Here is a 23,611-nt window from a genome sequence, read left to right as displayed (position 1 = left end):
GGCCGCGGGGATCAGTCCCCGCGGCCCGTTGCGCTTAGCGGAACAGAGACAGGAGACCCTGCGGCTGCTGGTTGGCGATCGAGAGGGCCTGGGTGGCCAGCTGCTGCTGCACTTGCAGCGCCTGCAGCCTGGCCGAGGCTTCCTCCATGTCGGTGTCGACCATGACGCCGATGCCGGTCTTGAGCGAGTCGGTCAGATTGCTGACGAACTCGTTCTGGATATCGATGCGCTTTTGCGACGAACCGAAGGCCGCCGCCGCATCGATCGAGGTCTGCAACATGCCCTCGATTGCATTGAGAGCGTTGGCCGGCTGGTTGACGACGTCGATCGTGTTCAGTCCGGCAAGACCGCCGGTTCCCCGAGTGGTCCCCACGCTGATCGCCGCGGACTGGTTGGTGTTGTTGGCTACCGTCAGCGCCCCGCTGCCGAGGGTCAGCGTGAAGTCGCTATCGGAAAGGCCGTTCTGGGTGAGCGAGTTCTTGAGCCCGGACACGAGCGAGTCGGCGGTGTCACCCTTCTGCACGACATAGCTGCCAGAGACGGAGCCGATGTTCAGCGTGATCTTGTCCCCGGCGATGATGCCAGTGAGGGTGCCGGGCGCGGCGGTCGGAGCATCTGCGGCAAGCGCCCCAGCCCCGCCCTGAAGCGTGAAGCCGTTCAGCGTGACTGGGGTCCCGGTCACCACGTTTGCGGCCGACAAGGTCCCGCCGCCCGCGGTCAGGGACGCGCCGGCATTGGTGGAAAGGTTCTGCGCCTCGACAGTGATGTTCGACGACGTGACGCCCGACTGGCTGCGGTCAAGCGAGGCCAGCACGTTCACGGAGGTCTGTGAACCGTCCACAAGGTTCAGACCGTTGAACTGGGCGGCGCCGACGACCGACTTGATCTGGTCGGTCAGAGCGTCGATGTCGGTCTGGATCTTGGAGCGATCGACGTTTTCGGCCTGGGCGGCGACGATCTTGCCCTTCATCTCGGTCAGAAGTTTCGTAACGGATTCCGAAGCGTTGCGAGCGACGGTCAGCGTGGCCGAGCCGACGGAGAGGCTGTCCGAAATGCCCTTGAACCCCTCGACATCGGATTCCATCACCTTCGAGATTGCCCACACCGCGGCATTATCCTTGGCGGTGGCCACCGATTTGCCGGTCGAGATGTCAGCCTGGGTCTTGTTGAGGTTGGCGTTGATGCCCTTCATCGTCTGCAGCGCGACCATCGCGCTGGTATTGGTCAGGATCGACGACATGTTTCAGTCCTTCACGCAGGGCCGCAGGTTTCACGGCCGGAAAAGCCACGAGGCGTGGCAGTTTGGGCGTTCTGTCCGTGCCGCCGGATGACCGGAAGCGCCGCCCCCTCATGAGGCGCGAGGACCATCAGGCGGCAAACCGCCTAATCAATTGCTAATCGGACCTGGCCAAATGCCCGGCATTTGATCCGTATTGGATCGGAAGCAGCCAGCGCGAGGCGATGGCTTTCAGGGCCTCTGAGCCGACCCGGAGCGTAACTGGAACCGCTGGATCTTGCCCGTCTGGGTCTTGGGCAAGGCCTGGGTGAAGATCACGCGGCGCGGATACTTGAACGGGGCGATGACCCGTTTGACGTGGTCCTGCAAGAGCTTGACCATCAGGGCATCGCCCTGATGACCCGGGGCCAGCACGACATGCGCCTCGACGATCTGCCCTCGTTCCGGGTCGGGGGCGCCGACGACGGCGCACTCCAGCACTGCGGGGTGTTGCAGAAGCGCCGCCTCGACCTCGGGGCCGGCGATGTTGTAGCCGGCCGACAGGATCATGTCGTCGGTGCGGGCAGCAAAGTGGAAATAGCCGTCCTCGTCCTGCCAGAAGGCATCGCCGGTCAGGTTCCAGCCGTCGCGCACATAGGCGCGCTGGCGCGAGTCGGCGAGATAGCGGCATCCGGTGGGGCCACGGACGGCAAGGCGGCCGACCTCTCCCCTGGGTTTCTCGACCATCGCGTCATCCACGATCCGGGCCTCGTATCCCGTGACAGGCTTTCCGGTGCAGCCGGGGCGGTGATCGTCGAAGCGGTTACTGATGAAGATGTGCAGCATTTCGGTTGCGCCGATACCGTCCAGCATCGGCTTGCCGGTCTTGGCGCGCCATTCTTCATAGACTGGCGCGGGCAGCGTCTCTCCCGCCGAGACGGCCGCCCGGAGCGAGGACAGGTCGGCGCCCTCGTCCATCGCCTTCAGCATCACGCGGTAGGCGGTCGGCGCGGTGAAACAGATCGTCGCGCGATGTTCCTCGATCATCGCCACCATGTTGGGCGGTGAGGCCTGTTCCAGAAGTGCCGCCGCCGCCCCGAAGCGCAGGGGAAAGACCGCAAGCCCGCCAAGTCCGAAGGTGAAGGCAAGCGGCGGGCTGCCGATGAACACGTCCTCTGGCGTGACGCCCAGCACCTCGCGGGCGTAGCCATCGGCGATGATCAAAAGGTCGCGGTGGAAGTGCATGGTTGCCTTCGGCTCACCCGTGGTGCCCGAGGTGAAGCCGAGGAGCGCCACGTCGTCGCGTCCGGTGCGGACCGCCTCGAACCGCACGGGCTTTTTCAGCGCATGGCGGTCGAGTTCGGCATCATGGTTGGCGGTGCCGTCGAAGCCGACCACCGTCTTCAGGAACCGGCTGTCCTTGGCGCAGAGGACCAGTTCCTCCATCAGCCGGGTGTCGCAAAGGGCGTGGCTGATCTCGGCCTTGTCCACGATCTTTGCCAGTTCTCCGGCCCGCAGCATCGGCATGGTGTTCACCACCACCGCCCCGGCCTTGGTCGCCGCCAGCCAGCAGGCCACCATCGCCGGGTTGTTTGCCGATCGGATCAGCACCCGGTTGCCGGGCCTGACCCCGTAGTCCTCGATCAGGACATGGGCGATGCGATTGGTCCAGTCGGTGAGTTCCTTGTAGGTGCGGCTGCGGCCATTTCCGATCAGGGCGACGTGATCGCCGAAGCCCTTCTCGACCATCCGGTCGGCCAGTTCGACCGCGACATTCAGGAACTCCGGGTAGTCGAAGCCGGCCAGGTCGATCCGGGGCCACTCCTCTGCCGGCGGCAGACGGTCGCGGGTAAAGCTGTCCAGATGTCCGGTCGGTCCAAGCATGGCGACTCCTTTCGGGCGGTCCCGGTCGCGCCGGGAGGAATGGGCTCAGTCGGGAACGATCGCGGTGGCCTCGATCTCGACCTTGGCGCGGTCCTCGATCAGTGCGACGACCTGGACCACGGCCATGGCCGGGTAGTGGCGACCGATGATCTCGCGGTAGATCCGGCCCAGCGCCTTGGGGTCGGCGAGGTATTCGGTCTTGTCGGTGATGTACCAGGTCAGACGAACCAGATGCTCGGGCCCGGCACCGGCTTCGGCAAGGACGGCGACGACATTGCGAAGGGTCTGTTCGACCTGGCCGAGAAAATCGTCGGTCTCGAACTGGCAGTCGGCGTTCCAGCCGATCAGCCCGCCGGTCAGGACCATGCGCCCGCGCGCCGTGACCCCGTTGGCGTAGCCCTTCGCCGGCTTCCAGCCGGGCGGGTGCAGGAGGGTGATGCTCATGCTGTCTCCATGAAGGCTGCGATGCGGTCGCGCACGTCCTGCGGCCAGGACTGCGGGCGCACGCTTTCGTTGATGTGGACGAGGGTCAGGCTGGAGGTCAGCCGGTGCTGACCATCGCCATGGGCCTGAAGAGCGATGCCGACAGAGGTGCGCCCCAGCCTGGTCACCGAAAGCCGCCAATCGAGAAGGTCGTCCAGCCGCGAGGGAGCATGGAACACAGTCTCGACGGCGGCGGTCGGCACGCCGGTCCGGCTGGTCATCATCTGCCCGAAGGTGCGGCCCGCCACGTCGCGGAAGAAGTTCTCGATGACCGAGTTCATCATCTCGAAGTAGCGTGGATAGAACACGATCCCGGCGGGATCGCAGTGGTTGAACTCGACGCGGATGCTGCGGTGATAGGTCATGCCGTCACGCTCCCAGAAGGCTGCGGGCGATCACGACGCGCTGCACGTCGCTGGCGCCCTCATAGATACGCAGGGCGCGGATCTCGCGGTAAAGTTCCTCGACCTTGACGCCGTGCCGCACGCCGTCGCCGCCATGCAGCTGCACGGCCATGTCGATCACCTGCTGCGCGGCCTCGGTGGCATACAGTTTTGCCATGGCGGCCTCACGGCTGATCCGGGCGGCGCCCTGATCCTTGGCCCAGGCGGCGCGATAGACCAGGAGGGCCGCCGCATCCAGCTTCAGCGCCATGTCGGCAAGATGCCCCTGCACAAGCTGGAGCGCGGACAGGGGTTCACCCTGGATCCGCCGGGAAGTGACGCGGGACAGGGCCTCTTGCAGCGCGCGCCGGCCAAGGCCCAGCGCGGCGGCGCCGACCGTGGGGCGGAAGACATCCAGAACCGACATTGCCAGCTTGAAGCCCTCGCCCGGACGGCCGATCAGGGCCTCGTCGGGCAGATGCACGTCGGACAGGTGCAGCGTGGCGAGCGGATGCGGGGCCATGACCTCGATCCGCTCGGCCACGGTCAGGCCGGCCACCCCGGCAGGCATCAGGAAGGCGGACAGGCCGCGTGCCCCCATCGCCTCGCCGGTGCGGGCGAAGACGACGTGGATGTCGGCGATGCCACCGTTCGAGATGTAGGTCTTGGACCCGTTCAGCCGCCACCCACCCTGTACCCGCTCTGCGATGGTCGCGGTTGCGGCGACGTCGGAGCCCGATCCCGGCTCGGTCAGGGCAAAGGCGGCAATGGCGGTGCCGGTGCGGGTCCGGTCCAGCCAGGCGCGCTGATCTGACGTGCCGAACAGCGAGACCGCGCCCATGCCAAGCCCCTGCATGGCAAAGGCGAAATCTGCCAGGGCGTCATGACGGGCCAGCGTCTCGCGGATCAGGCAGAGCGTGCGCACGTCCAGCCGTTCGCCTTCTGCCGCCCCCGTATGACGCAGCCAGCCGCCCGCGCCCAGCCGCGCAACCAGCGCCTTGCAGGCGGCGTCCACGTCATCATGCGCCACAGGCAGATTGGCGGCGCACCAGTCCTCCAGCCGCGCGGCCAGATCGCGGTGGTGCGGCTCGAAGAAGGGCCAGTCGAGAAAGCTGCGGTCAACGGATCCGGCCATCGGTTCAATCCCCTCCGAACACGGGCTTTTCCTTCGCCACGAAGGCCCGGTAGGCCCGTTCGAAGTCCTTCGTCTGCATGCAGATCGCCTGGGCCTGCGCTTCGGCCTCGATCGCCTGGTCCAGACCCATGTTCCATTCCTGGTTCAGCTGGGTCTTGGTAATGCCATGGGCAAAGGTCGGCCCCGCCGCCAGCTGCCGGGCGAGGGACATCGCGGCCTCGTCCAGTGCCTCGGGGGCATGCAGCGCGTTCCAGAAGCCCCAGGCATGGCCTTCTTCGGCCCGCATCGTGCGCCCCGTATAGAGAAGCTCTGCCGCCCGTCCCTGCCCAATGATGCGCGGCAGCATGGCGCAGGCGCCCATGTCGCAGCCGGCCAGGCCGACACGGGTGAACAGGAAGGCGCATTTCGCATCCGGCGTGGCCAGCCGCAGATCCGAGGCCATGGCCAGGATCGCCCCTGCCCCGACCGCCACGCCGTCCACCGCCGCGATCACCGGCCTGCCGCAGCCGAGCATCGCCTTGACCAGATCCCCGGTCATCCGTGTGAAGGCCAGCAGGTCCTTCATCTCCATTCCGATCAGCGGCCCGATGATGTCATGCACGTCGCCGCCGGAACAGAAGTTTCCGCCATTCGAGGCCAGCACCACCACATCGACATCTGTCGCATAGGGCAGGGCCCGGAACAGATCGCGCAGCTCGGCATAGCTGTCGAAAGTCAACGGGTTCTTCCGGTCCGGGCGGTTCAGCCGGATGGTGCCGATCCGGTCGCGGAGCTGCCACAGGAAATGCGCGGGCTTCAGGTTGGAAAGCTCGGTGCGGGTCAGCTGACTCATCGCTTCGTCGCCCTTTTCAGGATGTCGGTCAGCGCGTCCACATCGGCATCGCTGAGGGTGGAGAAGATCCGGGCCACTTCGGCCTCATGCTCGCGGGCTAGGGTCTCGAAATGCGCCAGACCTTCGGCCGTGAGCGATACGAGCACGGTGCGCCGGTCGCTTTCCGACGGGCGCCGGACGACCAGACCGTCCGCCTCCAGCCGGTCCACCACCGCCGTCACGTTGCCGTTCGAGACCAGGAGCATCCGGCTCAACTCGCTCATGCTGCAGGGCTCGCGCCGGCGATAGAGCGTGGCCATCACGTCGAAGCGGGGCAGGGTGGAGTCATGCCGCACCCGCAGGAACTCGCGCAGTTCGGCCTCGGCCGAGCGGGTGACGGAGAGAAGCCGGATCCACAGCTTCAGGCGGCGTTTCGATCCCTCGCTCATGCCTCTCCTCCCGCGATGGCGATGGCCTGCCCGTTGATCCCCTCGGCCCCCGCGCAGCAAAGCCAGAGCGCGGCCGACGTCACCTCGGCCGGCTGGATCAGGCGGCGCTGCGGGTTGTGGGCGGCGAGCGTCTGCCGCGCGGCCTCGGCGCTCATGCCGGTCTTCTGCATGATGGTCTCCACCGAACGATCCGTCATCTCGGTGTCGAGAAACCCGGGGCAGAGCGCGTTGACCGTGACGGGCTTGCGCGCCACTTCCAGCGCGAGCGACCGCACCAGTCCCACCACGCCATGCTTGGCGGCAGCGTAAGGCGCGACATAGGGATAGCCCTTCAACCCGGCGGTCGAGGCGACGGCGATCAGCCGCCCCCAGTCGGCGATCTGGGCAAGACCCTCGCGGAAGGTCAGGAAGACGCCGGTCAGGTTGACCGCCAGCATCGCGTTCCAGTCCTGAAGCGTGGTCCTGCCGAAAGGTGCGCTGGTCGCCGCCCCGGCATTGGCGATCACCACGTCGCAGCGCCCCGCCTCGGCAAACAGCCGTTCCACCTGGATCTCGTCCGTCACATCGGCCAAAAGCACGCGCGCCCCGGTCGCCTCGGCCACAGCGCGCAGCGGCGCCTCGCGCCGGCCGCAGATCACCACCTCGGCCCCGGCTGCCGCGAAACCACGGGCGAGATCGGCGCCGACCCCGGTTCCGCCGCCGCTGATCAGGACGCGCCGACAGCGCGGATCGAGCATGCCACCCGTCATGCGCGGATCACCTCCTGCTGGCGCTGGCGCAGACGGACCAGAAGATCCCGCCCGCCGCGATAGGGGGCGGGCCAGTCGGCGCCGGTCTCACCCTGTTCGACGGCAGCATGCAGCGTCCAGTAGGGATCGGCCAGATGCATCCGCGCCAGCATGACCAGATCGGCGCGGCCGGCCATGAGGATGCCGTTGACCTGATCCCAGTCGGTGATGTTGCCCACCGTCATCGTGGCCAGCCCCGCCTCGTTGCGGATCCGGTCACTGAACGGGGTCTGGAACATCCGGCCATAGATCGGACGCTCGGCCGGATCGGTCTGGCCCGAGGACACGTCGATGATGTCCGCCCCGGCTTCGGCAAATTGCTTCCCGATTGCAACGGCTTCCTCTGGCGTGACGCCGCCGTCGATCCAGTCGCTGGCGGAAATGCGCACCGACATCGGCTTTTCCGCCGGCCACACCGCGCGCATCGCGCGGAACACCTCCAGCGGATAGCGCATGCGGTTTTCCAAGCTGCCGCCGTAGGCATCGGTCCGATGGTTCGTCACCGGGCTGATGAAACTGGCCAGAAGGTAGCCATGCGCCGCATGCAGCTCGATCATATCGGCCCCGGCCCGGTCAGCCATGCGCGCGGCCGAGACGAACTGGCCCTTCACCCGCTCCAGATCGTCCTGATCCATCGCCTTCGGCACCGCATTGTTGGGCCGGTACGGGATGGCCGAGGGAGACAGGATCGGCCAGTTGCCGGATGGCAGCGGGCGGTCGATCCCGCCGTCCCAGGGCACGCAGGTAGACCCCTTGCGGCCGGAATGGCCGATCTGGATGCAGAACTTCGCAGACGTTTCGGAATGGATGAAATCGGCCAGCCGCTTCCAGGCGGCCTCGTGTTCGGGCGCGTAAAGGCCGGGGCAGCCGGGGGTGATCCGTCCCTCGGGGCTGACGCAGGTCATCTCGGTATAGACCAGTCCGGCCCCGCCCTTGGCGCGTTCGGCGTAGTGGATCAGGTGCCAGTCGGTGGGGCAGCCGTCCACCGCCTTGTACTGCGCCATGGGCGATACGACGATGCGGTTCTTCAGGCGCATCTCGCGCAGCTTGAATGGCGCGAACATCGGGCGGCTGCCGACGGTCCCGCCGGCCTGCTTCTGGAACCACGCCTCGGCCTCGTTCAGCCATGCGGGATCGCGAAGCCGCAGGTTCTCGTGGCTGATCCGCTGCGACCGGGTCAGCAGCGAATAGGCGAACTGGATCGGCGGCATGTCGAGATAGCGCTCGACCTGCTCGAACCATTCCAGGCTGTTGCGCGCCGCCGATTGCAGGCGCAGCACCTCGAGCCGGCGTTCCTCCTGATAGCGGCGGAAGGCGTCTTCCAGGCTGGGCTCGGAGTGCAGGTAATCGGCCAGCGCGATGGCGCTATCGAAGGCCAGCCGCGTGCCCGAGCCGATCGAGAAGTGCCCGGTCGCCGCCGCGTCGCCCATCAGGACGACGTTCTCGTGGTACCACTTCTCGCAGATCACCCGAGGGAACTGGATCCAGACCCCCGAGCCGCGCAGGTGGGCGGCGTTGGACATCAGGTCATGCCCGCCGAGGTGACGCTCGAAGATCCTGCGGCAGGTCTCGACCGTCTCCTCCTTGGTCATCCCGGCAAAGCCGAAGCGGTCCCAGGTCTCGGGCAGGGTCTCGACGATGAAAGTCGCGGTGTTGTCGTCGAACTGGTAGACATGGGCCCAGACCCAGCCATGTTCGGTCCTTTCGAAGATGAAGGTGAAGGCATCGTCGAACTTCTGATGCGTGCCCAGCCAGACGAACTTGCAGCGGCGCACATCGATGTCGGGGCGGAAGGTGTCGCTGTATTCCTGCCGCACGAGGCTGTTGATCCCGTCGCAGCCGACCACGATGTCGTAGTCCTGCCGATACTCTTCGGCCGACTTGAAGGTGGTCTCGAACTCCAGCTTCACGCCCAGCTCGCGCGCGCGGGCCTGCAACAGGATCAGCATCGCCTTGCGGCCGATTCCGGCAAAGCCATGGCCGCCCGAAACGGTGCGCACACCGTCATGGACCACGGCGATATCGTCCCAATAGGCGAAGTTCGACCGGATCGCCTCGGTCGAGACGGGGTCGTTCTTCTGCATCCGGCTCAGGGCGTCCTCGGACAGGACCACTCCCCAGCCGAAGGTGTCATTCGCGCGGTTCCGTTCCAGCACGGTCACATCATGCGACGGATCCCGCAGCTTCATCGAGATCGCGAAATACAGACCGGCCGGCCCGCCGCCGAGGCAAAGTATCTTCATCACCCGGTGCTCCTGTTTGCCCGCAAGTTTGGCAGGTCGGCCAGCAATTTCAAGCTTAAAACTTTTACGCTTGAAAATCTCCGGACTTGTTCCATTCTGCGCCCATGGACCACCTGCTGGAGATCGACGAAGGCACATGGGTGCGGCTGGTGCTGAACCGGCCGGCCGCCCGGAATGCGCTGAACACCGCCCTGCTGGGCGATCTGGCGGCAGCCCTTCGGCGGCTTGCCGACGTGCCGCTTTGCCGGGCGGTCCTGATCCAGGGCGCCGAGGGCAATTTCGCGGCCGGTGCCGACATCGCCGAGATCGAGACCCGCACCACAGCCGATGCCGCAACCGATCCGCGCAAGGCGCATTGGGCGGCGATTCGCGCCTTCCCGAAGCCCTTGGTCGCCGCCATCGAGGGCTTTGCGCTGGGCGGCGGGCTGGAACTTGCCCTGATGGCGGATTTGATGGTGGTCGGGGATACGGCCCGGCTGGGCCTGCCCGAAACCAGTCTCGGGTTGATCCCCGGTGCCGGCGGCGGCCAGCGGCTTCTGTCCCGGATCGGCCCGGCCCGGGCGGCGCGGATGGTGCTGACCGGAGAGATCATCGACGCCGACACGGCCCATGCCTGGGGCATCGCCTCGCACCGAACGGCCGATGCCGTGGCCGAAGGCGCGGCCCTGACAGCACGGCTGGCCGAACGTGCGCCGCTGGCCTTGCGGGCGGCCAAGGCGGCGCTCGTCGCCGGGGCGGAGGCACACCTTGCCTTCGCCGGGGAACGGGCGGGTTTCGAGGCGCTTCTGTCCTCGGCCGACAAGCAGGAAGGCATCCAGGCCTTCCGTGCGCGACGCAAGCCGGATTTCCAGGGCAGGTGAGACGCATGAACGCTGCATCCATCGGTGTGATCGGCCTCGGAACGATGGGGATCGGGATCGTCCAGGTCTTCGCCGCGGCCGGGTATCAGGTGCTGGCAACCGACAGCCACGCGCCGGCCCGCAACAGCGCCGTGGACCGGCTTGCCGCCGCCCTGGCCTCGCGAGTCGCGGCCGGCAAGATGACCGAGGCGACGCACGCCGAGACGCTTGCACGGGTCCAGCTGGTCGAAAACCCCGGGCAGATGGGGGATGCCGAGTTGGCCATCGAAGCGGTGGTCGAGGATCTGACAGCCAAGCAGGAGATCTTCGCGGCGCTTGAGCGGGTGATGGCACCGGATGCCGTTCTGGCCAGCAACACCTCGTCGCTGTCGATTGCCGCACTTGCGCAGGGACTGGACAGACCCGAGCGGCTGGTCGGCCTGCATTTCTTCAACCCGGCCCCTGCGATGAAGCTGGTCGAACTCGTCCCTCATTCCGGCACGTCTGCCCCGGCGCTGCAGAAGGTCCGGGCCCTGATGCAGCCTGCGGGCAAGACCCTGATCGACTGTCCCGACCGCCCAGGGTTCATCGTGAACCGCTGCGCGCGTCCGTTCTACGGCGAGGCGCTGGCCCTGCTGGAGGAGGGTCGTGCTGCCGCCGAGGTGGATGCGGCGATGCTGGCGTCGGGTTACCGGATGGGTCCGTTCTCGCTGATCGATCTGGTCGGCGCCGACATCAACCTTGCCGCGACCGAGGGGCTCAACCGGGCCATGGGCGGGCATCCGCGCTATCATGTCTTTGCGGCGTTGCGTGCGCAGGTCGCCAGCGGCAACCTCGGACGCAAGACGGGAAGGGGCTTCGTCTTTCCCGATCCGTTGGCCTCCCCGCCGTCCGATGCCGCCGCCATCGTCCTGCGGATCGAAGCGATGCTGGCGAACGAGGCGGGCTGGCTTCTGGCCGAGGGCGGCGTGCAGCGCGAGGGGATCGATACCGCGATGAAGCTTGGGTTGAACCTGCCCCGCGGACCCTTCGAATGCCTGCGCGCGCATGGCACCGCAACGATCCTCGCGGAACTGGAACGCCTCGAGCGCCTGGCCCCTGCGCATCTGCGCGGGCGCTATCTGCCCGCACCGGAGCTTGATGCCGCATGACCCGAGACGTCTTCCTCTGCACCATGCGCCGCACGCCGATCGGCCGTTATGGTTGCGCCCTTGCCAGCCTGCGCCCGGACGACATGGCGGCCCTGGTGATCGACGGCCTTCTCGACCTCTGCCCCGACCTGCCGGTTGACGAGGTGATCTTCGGTTGCGCCAACCAGGCGGGCGAGGACAACCGGAATGTCGCCCGCATGGCCGTGCTTCTGTCGCGGCTGCCGGAAACCGTGCCCGCGCTGACCGTCAACCGGCTCTGTGCCTCGGGCATGGATGCGGTGATCGCCGGCGCGCGCGCGATCCGCGAAGGGGCGGACATCATCATCGCCGGCGGCGTCGAAAGCATGAGCCGCGCGCCCTTCGTAATGCCGAAGGCCGAAGCCGCCTTTTCCCGGCAGGCGGAGATGCACGACACCACGATCGGCTGGCGTTTCGTGAACCAGCGCATCGCAAGGCTGTATGGCATCGAGTCCATGCCCGAAACCGCCGAGAACGTGGCGCAGGACTTTGCGGTCAGCCGCGCCGACCAGGACGGCTATGCGCTGCGCTCGCAACTGCGCTATGACGCGGCCTGGCATCGGTCCGACATCCTGCCGGTGACCCTCCGCAGCCGGTTGGGCGACACGGTCGTAAGCGCCGACGAGCATCCGCGCGTCACCTCTGCGGACCGCCTCGCGGCACTGCCAACCCCGTTCCGGGACGGCGGGACGGTAACGGCGGGCAATGCCGCCGGAGTCAACGATGGCGCCGCCGCCGTGCTTCTGGCATCGGCCCGTGGCCTGCAGAAGGCGGGCCTGGCTCCCCTGGCCCGGATCGGTCGCGCCGCCGCGGCCGGCGTTGCCCCGAGAATTATGGGTGTCGGCCCGATTGCGGCAGTCGAACTGCTCGTCGCTGCGGGCGCCAGACCCCCGGTCGAACAGGACGTGATCGAGCTCAACGAGGCCTTTGCCGCCCAGGTGCTGGCCTGCGCCCGCGCCTGGGGGCTGGACGACTCCGACCCGCGACTGAACGCATATGGTGGAGGGATCAGCATGGGGCATCCGCTAGGGATGTCCGGCGCGCGCATTGTGGCAACGGCGGCGAGGCGTCTGGCGGAATCGAACGGCAGGTCGGCACTGGCAACGCTTTGCGTCGGGGTCGGTCAGGGCGTGGCTGTCGAACTTCTGCCCGCCTGAATCCCGGCGGATCACCCGGTGGCGATCCGCCCGCGCCCACATAGGCTACCAGGCCCGAGCAAGTCATTCTCGCCTGGGTTGGCCGCTAGCTGCTCAGACGCGGTATGTCCGCTCGGCACCTCGCACGGTGATCTGCGCTTTCTGGCCGCGCGCATTGTAGGTGGTCAGTTCCCTGCCCTGCGTGATTTCGGACAGTCGGAGCCTTGCCGCCCTGACGCCCCGCCCGGCCGCCTCGATCAGCCGGGCATTCCGCCGGGCCTTGGCCAGTATCAGCTCTGCCAGTCGCGCGTCTTCCGCCGCAAGGCTGATGGCCTCGACCTGCGGCGCAAGTTCGGACAGCGCCGCGAAATCGCCTGCGGTCAAGGCCGCGGCAACGGCATCAAGAAGGCTGTCAAGCCGTTCCATTCTCTGCCTCCGTCATCGCCTTGAAGATGAGTTCCGCCAGCCCGAGGCCGCCACCCTGCACGATCAGTCTCGCCTGCTCCTGGCGCAGGAACGAGGCGAACTGCGCCTCACCCTGCCCGCCTCCGAAAGCGCCGTCGAGTTCGCCGAGGCCCGAATGCCCCAGCATCTCGGACAGGAATGTCACCTCCAGCTCCTTTGCCTTTGTCATGAGAAGGACTTCGCGCGCAGGCGCCGTGCCGCTGATCGGGGGAATGTCCATCGCATGCTCCTGAAAGCTCGAATTTTCGCCAGCATCCGGCAAGCGGGTAAAGAATGGGTAACTTCTGCACCGGATAACGGTGGCACAGCGGCAAACGTCGTGGATCCATGCAGAACGCACTCATCATCGCACCGATCGCAGTTTCCGTTACAGAAGCCGGGTTCATCCAAACCCGGCACGATGGCCAGGCATTTGCGGGCAGCTTTTGCGAAATTCTTGTCCACCCGGGCCCTACCGATCCGGAAACCGATAGCCTTCCTGCCGCAGGCGGGACCTTTGTCTGGAACGACAGCCTGCGTTCCACGGCCTTGCGGGGTTGGACGCATGCTGAACCAGATGCACCTCGGGATGCGTCAGACGCAGACCTGCTGGCCTTGCCGACGGTAATTCCGGGCGCCCTTTTGCCGGACCGGGGACGGGCAGGATCAGATTCGGGAAGTGCGGACACGGAACCAGCGCCTGCGGGTCTCGACATCAGACCCGCTGCTGACGTTCCGGAAGGCGAAGCGGCCAACAGCCCGATTCTCCTGCAGGCCACACCCGGTGCCGCAGCAAGTTGCGACAGACCGTTAGCCCCTGATGACTTCTTCGCTGCCATCCCGTTTTTCGACGGGCGCGGGCATGCGCTCGCGCCATCCGAAACTTCGGCTGGGCAGCCCCAATCACTCGGAAGAGCGGACGATTTGCCCTCGACGCTCGCACCGGCCGAGATCGTACAGGACGGCGACCAAGCTGCCGATGACGGCCACTTTCGCCCAATGAGTGGCGACGACAGGCTACAAGCCGTCGGGGTGCCCACCGGTGCAGTCGCCTTGCAGCACAGCCAGCCCGAAGCGATCAGCCAGATTGGCCCCATGACAGCCGGCTGGTCCGAGGAAGTTCCAGTGTCGAGGCTGCCGACCTCGGCGATCGCGGTGGTCGAGGTTGCTGATCATCGATCAGAGGCAGGCACTCCGAACCAGCCGGCCGATCCCTGGGCGGAACATGTCTCTGGACATGGGGCCGCGCCGGTTGGCAGTCGGTCCAGACCGGACGGGACATTGCCTTATCTCCCGCCGGAAACGGTCATTCGGCTGCCCTTAGAAACGAGCTCCGAGCCCGATGAACCAGCCTCATACCCTTCGGTTACGGGCAGTTTCTGGGAACGGGTTTTCCATGACGCAACCAAAGCACAGGCCGCTGGCGCACAGCAGCCGTCTACGGACGGCGAGGCCATCCCGTTGCCGGTCGCAACTTCGACGGCTCATGCGCCAGACAAGGATCAGACGGTCGCTTCCATTGCGCCCGCGCAAGTAGACAGTACATGGCCACCGGATCCGACCGAAATCGCTGGCCCTGCAACGCCAACCTCCGCGGTTTTGCAGGCCGACCTCGTCTCGCGGCTCGTGGTCGAAGCCTGGCCCGACCCGGTTTCCCTTACAGCGGCCGCAACGGAAGCGATAGCTGTATCCGGCGTGTCGGCACCGTCCTCGGGGCCAGCAAGTCAGGCCGCAGCGCATGGCTCGCCCGTTTTCCTTCCGGTTCCGCAGGTGGCCGCCCAAGTCGCTGCCGTCCTTAGCCGGACTGCCGGTGGCACCATCGAGCTTTCGCTTGCCCCGACCGAACTTGGCCGCGTCCGGTTGCGGATCGAGCCCGACGCGAGGGATCCAGACCGATTGCTGATCCTGATCAACGTCGAACGCCCCGAGACGCTGGAGCTTTTTCGGCGTCATGCGGCCGACCTTGCAGACGCGATCCGAAGCGCGGGCTACTCGGGGTCCAGCATCGACTTCGGGCAACAGGGCCAGGGAAACCAGCGCGAAGCCGGACGCGATGATCGGCCCAGCCTCGCCGCGCCGGAGTCCCGCGACATGGAACGCGGGCAGCTTCCTTTCCGCAATGTCACCGGGGAAACCCTAGATCTCAGATTGTGAGGCTACCATGGACATCTCATCCGTCAGTTCCGCGACGACCCCAACGCAGGCACCCGCAGCGGCATCGAAGATCACTTCGGATTTCAATACGTTCTTGCGGATGCTGACGGTGCAGATGCAGAATCAGGATCCGCTGAAACCGATCGACTCAGCTGACTACGCAGTTCAGCTGGCGACCTTTTCCGGGGTCGAGCAGCAGGTGCGCACCAATCAGCTGCTGGCCGACCTGCAAGGCCGGTTCCAGCAGCTGGGCATGGCGGAAATGGCCAGCTGGGTGGGCAAGGAGGCGCGGTCGGACGCACCGGTTCTTTACGAAGGGTCTCCGGTAACACTGTCGCCGAACCCGGCGGTCGGGTCCGACCGTGCGGTGCTCGTGGTGCGGGACAATGCCGGAAACCTCGTCTCGCGCGAGGAGATCCCGGTCGGCACCGAGCCCTATCAGTGGCTTGGTGCCGGAATGGATGGCGCACCCCTGCCGACCGGCATCTACTCGATCACTCTCGAAAGCATGAGGGGAGAGACACGGATCGATTCCCGCCCGATCGAACACTACGCCCTGGTGACGGAAGCCAAGGGAGGCAGCGCAGGCACGATCCTCGTCCTGCGCGGCGGAATCGAAGTTGCAGCAACCAATGTGACCGCTCTGCGAAACCCGATGGGTTGAGCCGGCCCCATCAGGGGGTGGCCCGATCATCGGATCCACCGGTGCGGGCCGCTTCCAGACCGCCGGCACGAAGCTGACCTGCGCGTGGCAGGAACACGTGCGGAACACAATTCTCGAAGCCTTGGCGGGTCCCGCAGCATCGATGATCGAGCAGGCGGTCACTCACGAAATCTGGCTTCGGCCGCCTGGGATTCCTTTCGCTCCCCCAACAGCGGCATCAGGAGGCCGAAAAGCTCGGCCTGGCTCGAAAGCCCGCAGCGAGCATAAAGTTGGCGACGGAACACCTTGACGGTCTGCGGGCTTATCTGGAGCTGCAGGGCGATCGAGGCGGTAGAGTGGCCTTGCAGGATCAGGAGCGCGACCTCGACCTGCCGGGGGGTCAGCCGGATGTCTGCCTCTGCCAGGCGAGCCCGGATCTGCCGGGTCACTGCCTCCGGGGGAGACCCGGCAGCCGCTAGCCCGGACCAGTGCCCCTCGGCAAGTGCCACGACGACAGGCGAGATTCTCTGGCAGGTTTCGAGGGCGCGGGCCTCGAACGGGCGGCGCGACTGACCGTCCCGGCCGAGGCACAGGTTCAACGTGACACCGTGCGCCGGATAGGCGACGAAAGTCAGTTCATCGACCAGCGTGGTCTGGCGGTAGTAGTCATTGAAATAGCGGCTGCGCTGAAAGGCATCGGGGGCGACATCCGAAAGCCGGTAAAGCCCGGGCGGCACCCGCGCGAGGTGCAGCGCATGATAGGGATCTAGCAGATAGGCGCCGCCCAGGTATGTGCTGTCAAGTTGCCCGAAGACTGGGCTTCCGGGCGCCGAGTGACGAAACATGACCTGCGGAGCGACCCCGTCGCGATAGGCCAGGACGATCAGGTTGTCGGGTGCAACTGCCCGGTGGAACCAGGCCCAGAGTGCGCTGTCGAACCCCGGACGGCCCAGGCGCCGCACGGCCTCGGCAAGAGCCTCCTCTGCACAATTGGGTTGCGCCCGCATCATACCTCTCTGGGGGTATATACCACCGGAAACCGGGCCGGCTATGCTTTTCAGATAGCTGTGGGGGTATGGATGCGTCAATGACGGATGCGGTGGATCTGCGAGGGGTGGTCAAGCGGTACGGGACAGTCACCGCGCTGCACGGGGTGACGCTGAGCATCGCGGACAACGAATTCTTCACGCTTCTCGGACCGTCAGGCTGCGGCAAGACCACGCTTCTGCGCCTGATAGCGGGCTTCGAAGACATTTCGGAAGGCGAAATCCGTCTCTTCGGCCAGGACATCGCCCGGCTGGAGCCGAACCTGCGTCCGGTGAACACCGTCTTCCAGAATTACGCCCTGTTTCCGCACATGTCGGTGCTGGACAACGTGGCCTTCGGGCTGAAGATGAAGGGGGTGGACCCTGCCGCCCGCCGGGCACGGGCGGGCCGGATGCTGGAAATGGTGCACCTTTCCGCCTTCGCCGACCGGCTTCCGGCCCAGCTTTCCGGCGGCCAGCAGCAGCGCGTGGCGCTGGCCCGGGCACTGGCCCCGGAGCCGAAGGTCCTGCTGCTGGACGAGCCGCTGTCGGCACTGGACCTCAAGCTGCGCCAGGCGATGCGGGTCGAGCTGAAGCAGTTGCAGGAAGAGACCGGGATCACCTTCATCTTCGTCACGCACGACCAGGAGGAGGCGCTAACCATGTCCGACCGGATCGCGGTGATGAGCGCGGGTCGGCTGCAGCAGATCGGCACGGCGCGCGAGATCTACGAGGCGCCGGTAAACCGCTTCGTCGCCGATTTCATCGGTGAGACCAACCTCCTGGAAGTCGAGGTCGAGACAGTGTCCGATGGGCGGGCAACGGTGGTCCTGCCCGGCGGTGCCCGGATCAGCTGTCCATCGTCCAGTCAGACGGCGGGCACGCATCACCTGTCGATCCGCCCCGAGCGCCTGACGATCTCGGACACGGCCGAACTGACGGCAACCGTGGAGCGGGTGGTCTATCTGGGGACCGACCTTCAGGTTATCGCGCATCTGGACGGCGGCCAGCCGATCACATTGCGGCTCCAGAATGCCGCCCGCACCAGACTGCCCGAACCCGGCCAACGCATCTGCCTGCATCTGGAGGAAGGCGGCGCCCGCCTTCTGGCCGACTGATGGCCAGGCCCGGCACCGACGCGCCCTCTGGCGAGGCGACCTACCGCGCTCTTGCGCGCCCGCTCTTGTTGCCCAGCTGGCTGGTCATCGGCATCCTGATGGTGCTGCCAGTCGGCCTGACGGCGGTATATTCCTTCCTGACGCGAGAGTTCCGCGGCGGCGTGATCTGGGAATTCACGCTGGCCGCCTACGACCAGTTCTTCTTCGACCGCGGCCTGTTCGGCGACGAGCCGCCGCGGATCGAATGGACCTACATCACGATCTTCTGGCGCTCGATCTGGCAGGCAGGGCTGGCAACGCTCATGTGCCTGGTCATCGGCTTCCCGACCGCCTGGATCATCGCAACGCGGCCGGCGCGGACGCGCGGGCTGTGGCTTTTCCTGATCACGATCCCCTACTGGGTGAACCTGCTGATCCGCACCGTTTCGCTGCGGTTCCTGTTGCGCGACACCGGGCCGATGAACGGCGCGCTGCAATCGCTGGGCCTGATCGACGCGCCTTTGCCGATCATCAATACCAACCTCGCGGTGCAGATCGGGCTGTTCTACAGCTATCTGCCCTTCATGGTCCTGCCGATCTATGCCGCGGTCGAACGCTATAACTTCGCGCTGTCCGAGGCCGCCGCCGATCTCTACGCCAGCCGCTGGGCCACCCTGCGCGAGATCGTGCTGCCGGTGGTCAAGCCCGGCATCGTCGCCGGCTGCATCCTGGTCTTCATCCCCTCGCTCGGCGCTTTCCTGGCGCCAGACCTGTTGGGCGGTGCCAAGACCTTCATGATCGGCAGCCTGATCGACGAGCAGTTCCGGGGCAGCCAAGGCAACTGGCCCTTCGGCGCCGCGGCGGCGATTATCCTGATGACGCTCGTCCTTTTCGTGCTCCTGATCTACGCCCGCGCGCAGGGGAGGGCCCCGCGATGAAGGGCGTGCGGCACTATCCCGGTTTTCTTGCCCTGACGATCCTTTGTCTGGTCGTGCTCTACGCACCGCTGATCGTGGTGGCGATCTACAGCTTCAACGCCTCGACCTCGATCACCAGCTGGGGCGGCTTTTCCCTGCGCTGGTATGGCGAGGTGTTCACCGGACGCGAGGCCGCGCGCTTCGGACAGGCGGCCTGGAACTCGATCACGATCGCGCTGATCGCCTCGACGGTCGCAACGGTGATCGCGACCGCGGCCGCGCTGGCCATGGTCCGGGGCGGGGCTTTCCGCGGGCGTCAGGCGAGTTTCGCGCTGATCAACCTGCCGCTGATGGTGCCGGAAATCGTGATCGCCGTGGCCACGCTGATCTTCTTTTCAGCCATCGGGCTGACCACGGGCTACCTGACGATCCTTCTGGCCCACATCACCTTCTGCATCCCCTTCGCCTATCTGCCCATCGTCGCACGGCTGGAGGGGATCGAGGCCACCTACGAACAGGCCGCCCGCGACCTCTATGCCACCCGCGCGCAGGCCTTCCGCCTGATCCTTCTGCCGCTGATGATGCCCGGCATAGTCTCGGGCTGGCTGCTGGCCTTCATCATCAGCCTCGACGACTTCATCATCACCAATTTCGTCAAGGGCGCCGGGATGGAGACGCTGCCCACCGCGATCTTCGGGTCGGTGAAACAGGGGATCAAGCCGAACATCATGGCCCTGTCCACGCTGATGCTGCTGGTCAGCGTGCTTTTTGTCACCGCCGCCTATCTGATCAACCGCAAGGGCCGCCAGACGCCCTGAACTCAACAGGAGAGACCGATGAAACGCCTGCTCGCATTGACCGCCTTCCTCGCCACGCCCGCCTTCGCCGAAGGCGAGCTGAAGGTCTATCACTGGTTCGAATACATCCCCGACGACCTCGTGCAGAAGTTCGAGGCCGAGACCGGGATCAAGGTCACGATCGACACCTACGATTCGAACGAGGCAATGCTCGCCGCGCTGAAGGCCGGGAAGCTGGGCCAGTATGACGTGGCGGTGCCCGGCGACTACATGGTCAAGATCATGGCCAGCGAGGGAATCCTTGACAGCTTCACTCCCGAGGAGCTGCCGAACTTCGGCAACATCGAGCCGCAGTGGCTGGACGTGCCCTTCGATCCGGGCCGCAAGCATTCGATCCCCTACCAGTGGGGATCCACGGCCTTTTCGGTGAACCGGGATGTCTACAAGGGTGACATTTCCAGCCTGTCGATCATCTTCGATCCGCCGGAAGAGCTGCGCGGCAGGATCAACGTGCTGGACAGCCAGGGCGAGGTCCTGACGCTGGGCTCGATCTATCTTGGCATCCCGCAATGCACCCAGGACCGCGACCAGCTGAAGGCGCTGAACGACATGCTGCTGGCCGCCAAGCCGCACTGGGCCAGCTTCGGCTCGGACATCGCCAAGGATGTGCTCGTCTCGGGCGATGCGGCGGCGGGGATGATCTACAACGGCTTTTCTGCCAAGGCCCGGGCCGAGGGCGCGAATGTGGAATACGCCTTTCCGAAAGAGGGTTACGTCGTCTGGATGGACAACGTGGTCCTGCTGAAAGATGCGCCGAACCGCGAGAACGCGCTGAAGTTCATGAACTTCCTCCTCGATCCCGAGAATGCGGCCGCCGTCACCAACTACGCCGCCTACAGCGCCGGGGTGAAGGGCGTGGAGCCGTTCCTTGCGCCCGAGATCTCGGGCAGCCCGGAGAACAACCCGCCCGAGGGCCAGAAGGGCTTTTTCATCGAGGCCTGCGACGAAGCGACCCAGCGCCTCTACGACGCGATCTGGACGAACCTCAAGAAGTGAAACGCCCCCGCTCATCGGCCCCTGCGGACGCTCTTCGCGCAAAACCTGCGAAGAGCGTCCGCAGGACAGCGATGAGCGGCCCACAGGATCGCCGCCCATGCGCCTCGCCCTGCTGCAAGCCCCCTCTCCCTCGGGTGACCCGGATCTCGCCTGCGCACAGGCAGAGGCCGCCCTCGCCTCGGCCGCAGCCCTGGGCGCGGCCGCCCTTGTCCTGCCGGAGGTCTGGCTGCCGGGCTACAATCAGCCGGATGTCCCGGCCAGGGCCCTGACCCTCGACAGCCAGCCCCTGCGGCGCCTCGCCACCGCGGCGAGGAACAGCGCAACGGCGCTGGTGGTCGGCTATGCCGAGCGTGACGGAGACCGGGTCTTCAACTCCGCCGCCTGCTTCGGTCCGGACGGGTCGCTTCTGGCCAACTACCGCAAGATCCAGCTCTACGGCCCGCGCGAACGCGCGTTCTTTCTGGCGGGTGACGCTTACGTCACCTTCCGCCTCGGTGAAACGTTTACCGCGATCCTGATCTGCTACGACGTGGAGTTCGCCCCCCATGTGAAGGCGCTGGCCGACCGGGGCGTGACCGTAATCCTCGCGCCCACGGCCAATATGATGCCCTTCACCCATGTCGTACGCCACACCGTGCCCGCGATGGCCGCGAACCACGGCGTCTCCATCGCCTATGCCAATTACTGCGGCCAGGAAGGCGACCTTACCTATGTCGGTGGCAGCCTCATCGCCGGGCCGCATGGCGAGGTGCTGGCCCAGGCCGGCGGGCATCCCGCGCTGCTGATAGCTGACATCCCGCCGCGCGATCCGGCCCGGCTGTCCACACAGTCGGCCGACCTCAGGACCCTGCCATGACCCGCCTGCCCGCCCACGACATCCTGTTCACGCCGATGCAGATCGGCCCCAAGGTGGCGAAGAACCGATTCTACCAGGTCCCGCACTGCAATGGCGGCGGCTATCGCGACCCATCGGCCGTCGTGGAAATGCGCCGCACCAAGGCCGAGGGCGGCTGGGGCGTGATCTTCACCGAACAGACGGAAATCCACCCGACCTCGGAAATCACGCCCTTCATCGAACAGCACCTCTGGGACGACCGCGACATCCCGGCCCTCGCCCGTATGGCCGAGGCGATGAAGTCGCACGGGGCGCTGGCCGGGATCCAGCTGGCCTATTCCGGGATCAACGGCCCGAACCTGTATTCGCGCGAGGTGCCGCTGGCCGTGACCGGCGGCCCGATCCTGACCTTTACCTCCGATCCGGTCCAGGCCCGCACCATGGACAAGGAGGACATCCGCGACCTGCGCCGCTGGTTCCGCAATGCCTTCCGCCGCAGCCATGAGGCGGGCTTTGACCTGATCTGCCTTTATGGCGCGCACGGTTTCGGGATCCTGCAACATTTCCTGTCCCGGGCCACCAACCAGCGCACCGACGAATACGGTGGCAGCCTGGAAAACCGCGGCCGGTTCCTGCGCGAGATCGTCGACGATCTGCGCGAGGTCACCAAGGGCGAGTTGGCCGTCACCCTGCGCATGTCGCTGCACGAAGCCGGGGCCTACGGCTTTTCCAATGCGGAACTGCGCGATTTCATCGCAATGCACGCCGAACTGCCCGACCTCTGGGACCTTGCCCAGGGCACCTGGGAGGCCTGCTCGGGCACCTCGCGCTTCAAGCCGGAGGGGGCGCAAGAGGATCTGGTCAAGGGGATCAAGGACCTGACGCCGAAACCCATCGTCGGCGTCGGGCGCTTCACCTCTCCCGACGCGATGGTGCGCCAGATCCGTTCGGGGATCCTGGATTTCATCGGCGCTGCCAGGCCCTCGATCGCCGACCCGTTCCTGCCCGTGAAGGTGGAGGAGGGCCGTTACGAGGACATCCGCGAATGTATCGGCTGCAACATCTGCGTCTCGGGCGACATGACGGGCGGCATCAGCCGGTGCACGCAGAACACCGCCTTCATGGAGGAATGGCGCAAGGGCTGGCACCCGGACCGCGCCCGCCCCAAGGGCGCTTCTGAAAGCGTTCTGATCGTCGGGGCAGGGCCGGCGGGGCTTGAGGCCGCATTGCAGGCCGGCAGGCGGGGCTACCGAGTGACCCTGGCCGAGGCCAGCACCACGCTCGGCGGCCGTGTGGCGAAGGAGCGGCAGCTTCCCGGCCTGTCCGCCTGGGGCCGCGTCGCCGACTATCGCATCGGCCAGATGGCCGTGATGCCCAATGTCGAGATCTATCGCGACAGCCCCCTGACGCCCGAGGACATCCTTGCCATGGGGGTGGATCACGTCGCCATCGCCACCGGGTCGCGCTGGCGGCGCGACGCGGTTGCGCGGTTCCACCTGCACCCGATCCCGACCGATCCAGCGATGCCGATCTTCACCCCCGATGACCTGATGGCGGGCCGCTGCCCCGAGGGCCTGACCGTCGCGGTCTATGACGACGATCACTTCTACATGGGCTCCGTCCTCGCCGAGCTTCTGGTGACCAAGGGAAACCGCGTGCAGTTCGTCACGCCCGCGGCGAAGGTTGCCGAGTGGACGGACAACACGCTGGAACAGGGAACCATCATGCGCCGCCTGCTGGAGATCGGCGTCGAGGTGCACTTGAGCAAGGCACCGGAGTCGATCGGCAAGGACGAGGTGATCCTCGGCTGCACCTGGACCGGCCGCCAGACTGCGCTGCCGGTCGAAGCCGTGGTGCTGGTGACCTCGCGCAGTCCGGAGGACGGGCTTTTCCACGCGACCCGGGCGCTGGACTGGCAAGGCGCAGGCATCCGCAGCCTGAAGGTCATCGGCGATGCCGCCGCGCCGGGTCCGATCGCCTGGGCCACCTATGCCGGCCGGGCTTGGGCCGAATCCCTCGACCAGCCGGATCGCGGCGATGCCCTGCCTTTCCGGCGCGAGATTGCCGAACTTCTGCCGGCTGACCGGATCACACCCTGACGGACAGA

The 23,611-nt window shown here is 66.3% G+C and carries 23 protein-coding genes; 11 read left to right on the top strand and 12 right to left on the bottom strand.

Annotated elements, in window-relative coordinates:
* Positions 1-34 precede the first annotated feature (34 nt).
* From ACK4IU_RS03455 to ACK4IU_RS03415, 9 genes are all read right to left on the bottom strand, one after another.
* Positions 35-1,240: a flagellin gene (locus tag ACK4IU_RS03455; RefSeq protein ID WP_409731695.1), complete on the bottom strand. Its 1,206-nt coding sequence runs from the start codon at positions 1,238-1,240 to the stop codon at positions 35-37.
* Between the two features lie 228 nt (positions 1,241-1,468).
* Positions 1,469-3,100, bottom strand: a complete 1,632-nt coding sequence (locus tag ACK4IU_RS03450; protein WP_409731693.1) for an AMP-binding protein — start codon at positions 3,098-3,100, stop codon at positions 1,469-1,471.
* Positions 3,101-3,145: 45 nt separating this feature from the next.
* A complete protein-coding gene (locus ACK4IU_RS03445; RefSeq protein ID WP_149587176.1) occupies positions 3,146-3,544 on the bottom strand; it encodes a RidA family protein in 399 nt (132 codons plus the stop codon).
* Positions 3,541-3,948, bottom strand: a complete 408-nt coding sequence (locus ACK4IU_RS03440; RefSeq protein WP_409731691.1) for an acyl-CoA thioesterase — start codon at positions 3,946-3,948, stop codon at positions 3,541-3,543. Before ACK4IU_RS03440 ends, ACK4IU_RS03445 begins: the two co-directional genes overlap by 4 nt.
* A gap of 4 nt (positions 3,949-3,952) precedes the next feature.
* Positions 3,953-5,101 (bottom strand): acyl-CoA dehydrogenase family protein, encoded by a 1,149-nt coding sequence (locus tag ACK4IU_RS03435; protein WP_409731689.1) that lies wholly within the window; start codon positions 5,099-5,101, stop codon positions 3,953-3,955.
* 4 nt (positions 5,102-5,105) lie between these two features.
* Complete coding sequence (locus tag ACK4IU_RS03430; RefSeq protein ID WP_409731687.1) at positions 5,106-5,933, bottom strand: enoyl-CoA hydratase family protein; 828 nt, start codon at positions 5,931-5,933, stop codon at positions 5,106-5,108.
* Positions 5,930-6,361 carry a MarR family winged helix-turn-helix transcriptional regulator gene (locus ACK4IU_RS03425; RefSeq protein WP_409731685.1) on the bottom strand — a complete coding sequence of 144 codons (432 nt, stop codon included), beginning with the start codon at positions 6,359-6,361 and terminating at the stop codon, positions 5,930-5,932. Before ACK4IU_RS03425 ends, ACK4IU_RS03430 begins: the two co-directional genes overlap by 4 nt.
* Positions 6,358-7,110 (bottom strand): SDR family NAD(P)-dependent oxidoreductase, encoded by a 753-nt coding sequence (locus ACK4IU_RS03420; RefSeq protein ID WP_409731683.1) that lies wholly within the window; start codon positions 7,108-7,110, stop codon positions 6,358-6,360. The genes ACK4IU_RS03425 and ACK4IU_RS03420 overlap by 4 nt, the downstream gene beginning before the upstream one ends.
* Positions 7,107-9,392, bottom strand: coding sequence for a bifunctional salicylyl-CoA 5-hydroxylase/oxidoreductase (locus ACK4IU_RS03415; protein WP_409731727.1), 2,286 nt, complete (start codon positions 9,390-9,392; stop codon positions 7,107-7,109). Before ACK4IU_RS03415 ends, ACK4IU_RS03420 begins: the two co-directional genes overlap by 4 nt.
* A gap of 104 nt (positions 9,393-9,496) precedes the next feature.
* Here ACK4IU_RS03415 and ACK4IU_RS03410 point away from each other — a divergent pair, with 104 nt between their 5' ends.
* The 3 genes from ACK4IU_RS03410 to ACK4IU_RS03400 are packed head-to-tail and all read left to right on the top strand — an operon-like array spanning position 9,497 to position 12,557.
* A complete protein-coding gene (locus tag ACK4IU_RS03410) occupies positions 9,497-10,252 on the top strand; it encodes an enoyl-CoA hydratase-related protein (protein ID WP_409731681.1) in 756 nt (251 codons plus the stop codon).
* A 5-nt stretch (positions 10,253-10,257) separates the two neighbouring features.
* The gene (locus ACK4IU_RS03405; protein WP_409731679.1) at positions 10,258-11,382 is read left to right on the top strand and encodes a 3-hydroxyacyl-CoA dehydrogenase NAD-binding domain-containing protein; all 1,125 of its coding nucleotides are present in this window, start codon (positions 10,258-10,260) and stop codon (positions 11,380-11,382) included.
* Complete coding sequence (locus tag ACK4IU_RS03400; protein WP_409731677.1) at positions 11,379-12,557, top strand: acetyl-CoA C-acyltransferase; 1,179 nt, start codon at positions 11,379-11,381, stop codon at positions 12,555-12,557. Before ACK4IU_RS03405 ends, ACK4IU_RS03400 begins: the two co-directional genes overlap by 4 nt.
* Positions 12,558-12,650: 93 nt before the next feature.
* On the opposite strand, the gene ACK4IU_RS03395 is transcribed toward ACK4IU_RS03400, so the two are convergent.
* Together ACK4IU_RS03395 and ACK4IU_RS03390 are read right to left on the bottom strand one after the other, a co-directional pair.
* Entirely contained in the window at positions 12,651-12,962 is a 312-nt protein-coding gene (locus ACK4IU_RS03395) for a hypothetical protein (RefSeq protein ID WP_409731675.1), read from the bottom strand.
* The gene (locus ACK4IU_RS03390) at positions 12,949-13,221 is read right to left on the bottom strand and encodes a rod-binding protein (RefSeq protein ID WP_409731673.1); all 273 of its coding nucleotides are present in this window, start codon (positions 13,219-13,221) and stop codon (positions 12,949-12,951) included. The genes ACK4IU_RS03395 and ACK4IU_RS03390 overlap by 14 nt, the downstream gene beginning before the upstream one ends.
* A gap of 107 nt (positions 13,222-13,328) precedes the next feature.
* Here ACK4IU_RS03390 and ACK4IU_RS03385 point away from each other — a divergent pair, with 107 nt between their 5' ends.
* Positions 13,329-15,134: a flagellar hook-length control protein FliK gene (locus ACK4IU_RS03385; protein ID WP_409731671.1), complete on the top strand. Its 1,806-nt coding sequence runs from the start codon at positions 13,329-13,331 to the stop codon at positions 15,132-15,134.
* A gap of 7 nt (positions 15,135-15,141) precedes the next feature.
* A complete protein-coding gene (locus ACK4IU_RS03380) occupies positions 15,142-15,798 on the top strand; it encodes a flagellar hook capping FlgD N-terminal domain-containing protein (RefSeq protein WP_409731669.1) in 657 nt (218 codons plus the stop codon).
* 158 nt (positions 15,799-15,956) lie between these two features.
* On the opposite strand, the gene ACK4IU_RS03375 is transcribed toward ACK4IU_RS03380, so the two are convergent.
* The gene (locus tag ACK4IU_RS03375; RefSeq protein WP_409731667.1) at positions 15,957-16,784 is read right to left on the bottom strand and encodes a helix-turn-helix transcriptional regulator; all 828 of its coding nucleotides are present in this window, start codon (positions 16,782-16,784) and stop codon (positions 15,957-15,959) included.
* Between the two features lie 68 nt (positions 16,785-16,852).
* Between ACK4IU_RS03375 and ACK4IU_RS03370 the strand changes: the two genes are divergently transcribed.
* The 6 genes from ACK4IU_RS03370 (at position 16,853) to ACK4IU_RS03345 (ending at position 23,603) form a co-directional block, all read left to right on the top strand.
* Positions 16,853-17,920 (top strand): ABC transporter ATP-binding protein, encoded by a 1,068-nt coding sequence (locus ACK4IU_RS03370; RefSeq protein WP_409731665.1) that lies wholly within the window; start codon positions 16,853-16,855, stop codon positions 17,918-17,920.
* The gene (locus ACK4IU_RS03365; RefSeq protein ID WP_409731663.1) at positions 17,920-18,837 is read left to right on the top strand and encodes an ABC transporter permease; all 918 of its coding nucleotides are present in this window, start codon (positions 17,920-17,922) and stop codon (positions 18,835-18,837) included. Before ACK4IU_RS03370 ends, ACK4IU_RS03365 begins: the two co-directional genes overlap by 1 nt.
* Positions 18,834-19,634 (top strand): ABC transporter permease, encoded by an 801-nt coding sequence (locus tag ACK4IU_RS03360; RefSeq protein ID WP_409731661.1) that lies wholly within the window; start codon positions 18,834-18,836, stop codon positions 19,632-19,634. The genes ACK4IU_RS03365 and ACK4IU_RS03360 overlap by 4 nt, the downstream gene beginning before the upstream one ends.
* A gap of 18 nt (positions 19,635-19,652) precedes the next feature.
* Positions 19,653-20,669, top strand: coding sequence for an extracellular solute-binding protein (locus ACK4IU_RS03355; protein WP_409731659.1), 1,017 nt, complete (start codon positions 19,653-19,655; stop codon positions 20,667-20,669).
* 97 nt (positions 20,670-20,766) lie between these two features.
* The gene (locus ACK4IU_RS03350) at positions 20,767-21,525 is read left to right on the top strand and encodes a nitrilase-related carbon-nitrogen hydrolase (protein ID WP_409731657.1); all 759 of its coding nucleotides are present in this window, start codon (positions 20,767-20,769) and stop codon (positions 21,523-21,525) included.
* A complete protein-coding gene (locus ACK4IU_RS03345; protein WP_409731655.1) occupies positions 21,522-23,603 on the top strand; it encodes an FAD-dependent oxidoreductase in 2,082 nt (693 codons plus the stop codon). Before ACK4IU_RS03350 ends, ACK4IU_RS03345 begins: the two co-directional genes overlap by 4 nt.
* Positions 23,604-23,611 lie beyond the last annotated feature (8 nt).

The sequence above is a fragment of the Tabrizicola flagellatus genome (assembly GCF_046295235.1).
Classification (GTDB): Bacteria; Pseudomonadota; Alphaproteobacteria; order Rhodobacterales; family Rhodobacteraceae; genus Tabrizicola; species Tabrizicola flagellata_A.
Note: the sequence above shows the minus strand (reverse complement) of the source record. Positions and strands in the feature narration are given on the sequence as shown.

Coding starts and splice junctions, on each gene's coding strand:
- ACK4IU_RS03350 (WP_409731657.1), top strand. CDS start 20,767: ATGCGCCTCGCCCTGCTGCAAGCCCCCTCTCCCTCGGGTGACCCGGAT.
- ACK4IU_RS03365 (WP_409731663.1), top strand. CDS start 17,920: ATGGCCAGGCCCGGCACCGACGCGCCCTCTGGCGAGGCGACCTACCGC.
- ACK4IU_RS03380 (WP_409731669.1), top strand. CDS start 15,142: ATGGACATCTCATCCGTCAGTTCCGCGACGACCCCAACGCAGGCACCC.
- ACK4IU_RS03360 (WP_409731661.1), top strand. CDS start 18,834: ATGAAGGGCGTGCGGCACTATCCCGGTTTTCTTGCCCTGACGATCCTT.
- ACK4IU_RS03405 (WP_409731679.1), top strand. CDS start 10,258: ATGAACGCTGCATCCATCGGTGTGATCGGCCTCGGAACGATGGGGATC.
- ACK4IU_RS03435 (WP_409731689.1), bottom strand. CDS start 5,101: ATGGCCGGATCCGTTGACCGCAGCTTTCTCGACTGGCCCTTCTTCGAG.
- ACK4IU_RS03370 (WP_409731665.1), top strand. CDS start 16,853: ATGGATGCGTCAATGACGGATGCGGTGGATCTGCGAGGGGTGGTCAAG.
- ACK4IU_RS03355 (WP_409731659.1), top strand. CDS start 19,653: ATGAAACGCCTGCTCGCATTGACCGCCTTCCTCGCCACGCCCGCCTTC.
- ACK4IU_RS03385 (WP_409731671.1), top strand. CDS start 13,329: ATGCAGAACGCACTCATCATCGCACCGATCGCAGTTTCCGTTACAGAA.
- ACK4IU_RS03400 (WP_409731677.1), top strand. CDS start 11,379: ATGACCCGAGACGTCTTCCTCTGCACCATGCGCCGCACGCCGATCGGC.
- ACK4IU_RS03415 (WP_409731727.1), bottom strand. CDS start 9,392: ATGAAGATACTTTGCCTCGGCGGCGGGCCGGCCGGTCTGTATTTCGCG.
- ACK4IU_RS03450 (WP_409731693.1), bottom strand. CDS start 3,100: ATGCTTGGACCGACCGGACATCTGGACAGCTTTACCCGCGACCGTCTG.
- ACK4IU_RS03345 (WP_409731655.1), top strand. CDS start 21,522: ATGACCCGCCTGCCCGCCCACGACATCCTGTTCACGCCGATGCAGATC.
- ACK4IU_RS03430 (WP_409731687.1), bottom strand. CDS start 5,933: ATGAGTCAGCTGACCCGCACCGAGCTTTCCAACCTGAAGCCCGCGCAT.
- ACK4IU_RS03445 (WP_149587176.1), bottom strand. CDS start 3,544: ATGAGCATCACCCTCCTGCACCCGCCCGGCTGGAAGCCGGCGAAGGGC.
- ACK4IU_RS03410 (WP_409731681.1), top strand. CDS start 9,497: ATGGACCACCTGCTGGAGATCGACGAAGGCACATGGGTGCGGCTGGTG.
- ACK4IU_RS03425 (WP_409731685.1), bottom strand. CDS start 6,361: ATGAGCGAGGGATCGAAACGCCGCCTGAAGCTGTGGATCCGGCTTCTC.
- ACK4IU_RS03440 (WP_409731691.1), bottom strand. CDS start 3,948: ATGACCTATCACCGCAGCATCCGCGTCGAGTTCAACCACTGCGATCCC.
- ACK4IU_RS03395 (WP_409731675.1), bottom strand. CDS start 12,962: ATGGAACGGCTTGACAGCCTTCTTGATGCCGTTGCCGCGGCCTTGACC.
- ACK4IU_RS03420 (WP_409731683.1), bottom strand. CDS start 7,110: ATGACGGGTGGCATGCTCGATCCGCGCTGTCGGCGCGTCCTGATCAGC.
- ACK4IU_RS03455 (WP_409731695.1), bottom strand. CDS start 1,240: ATGTCGTCGATCCTGACCAATACCAGCGCGATGGTCGCGCTGCAGACG.
- ACK4IU_RS03375 (WP_409731667.1), bottom strand. CDS start 16,784: ATGCGGGCGCAACCCAATTGTGCAGAGGAGGCTCTTGCCGAGGCCGTG.
- ACK4IU_RS03390 (WP_409731673.1), bottom strand. CDS start 13,221: ATGGACATTCCCCCGATCAGCGGCACGGCGCCTGCGCGCGAAGTCCTT.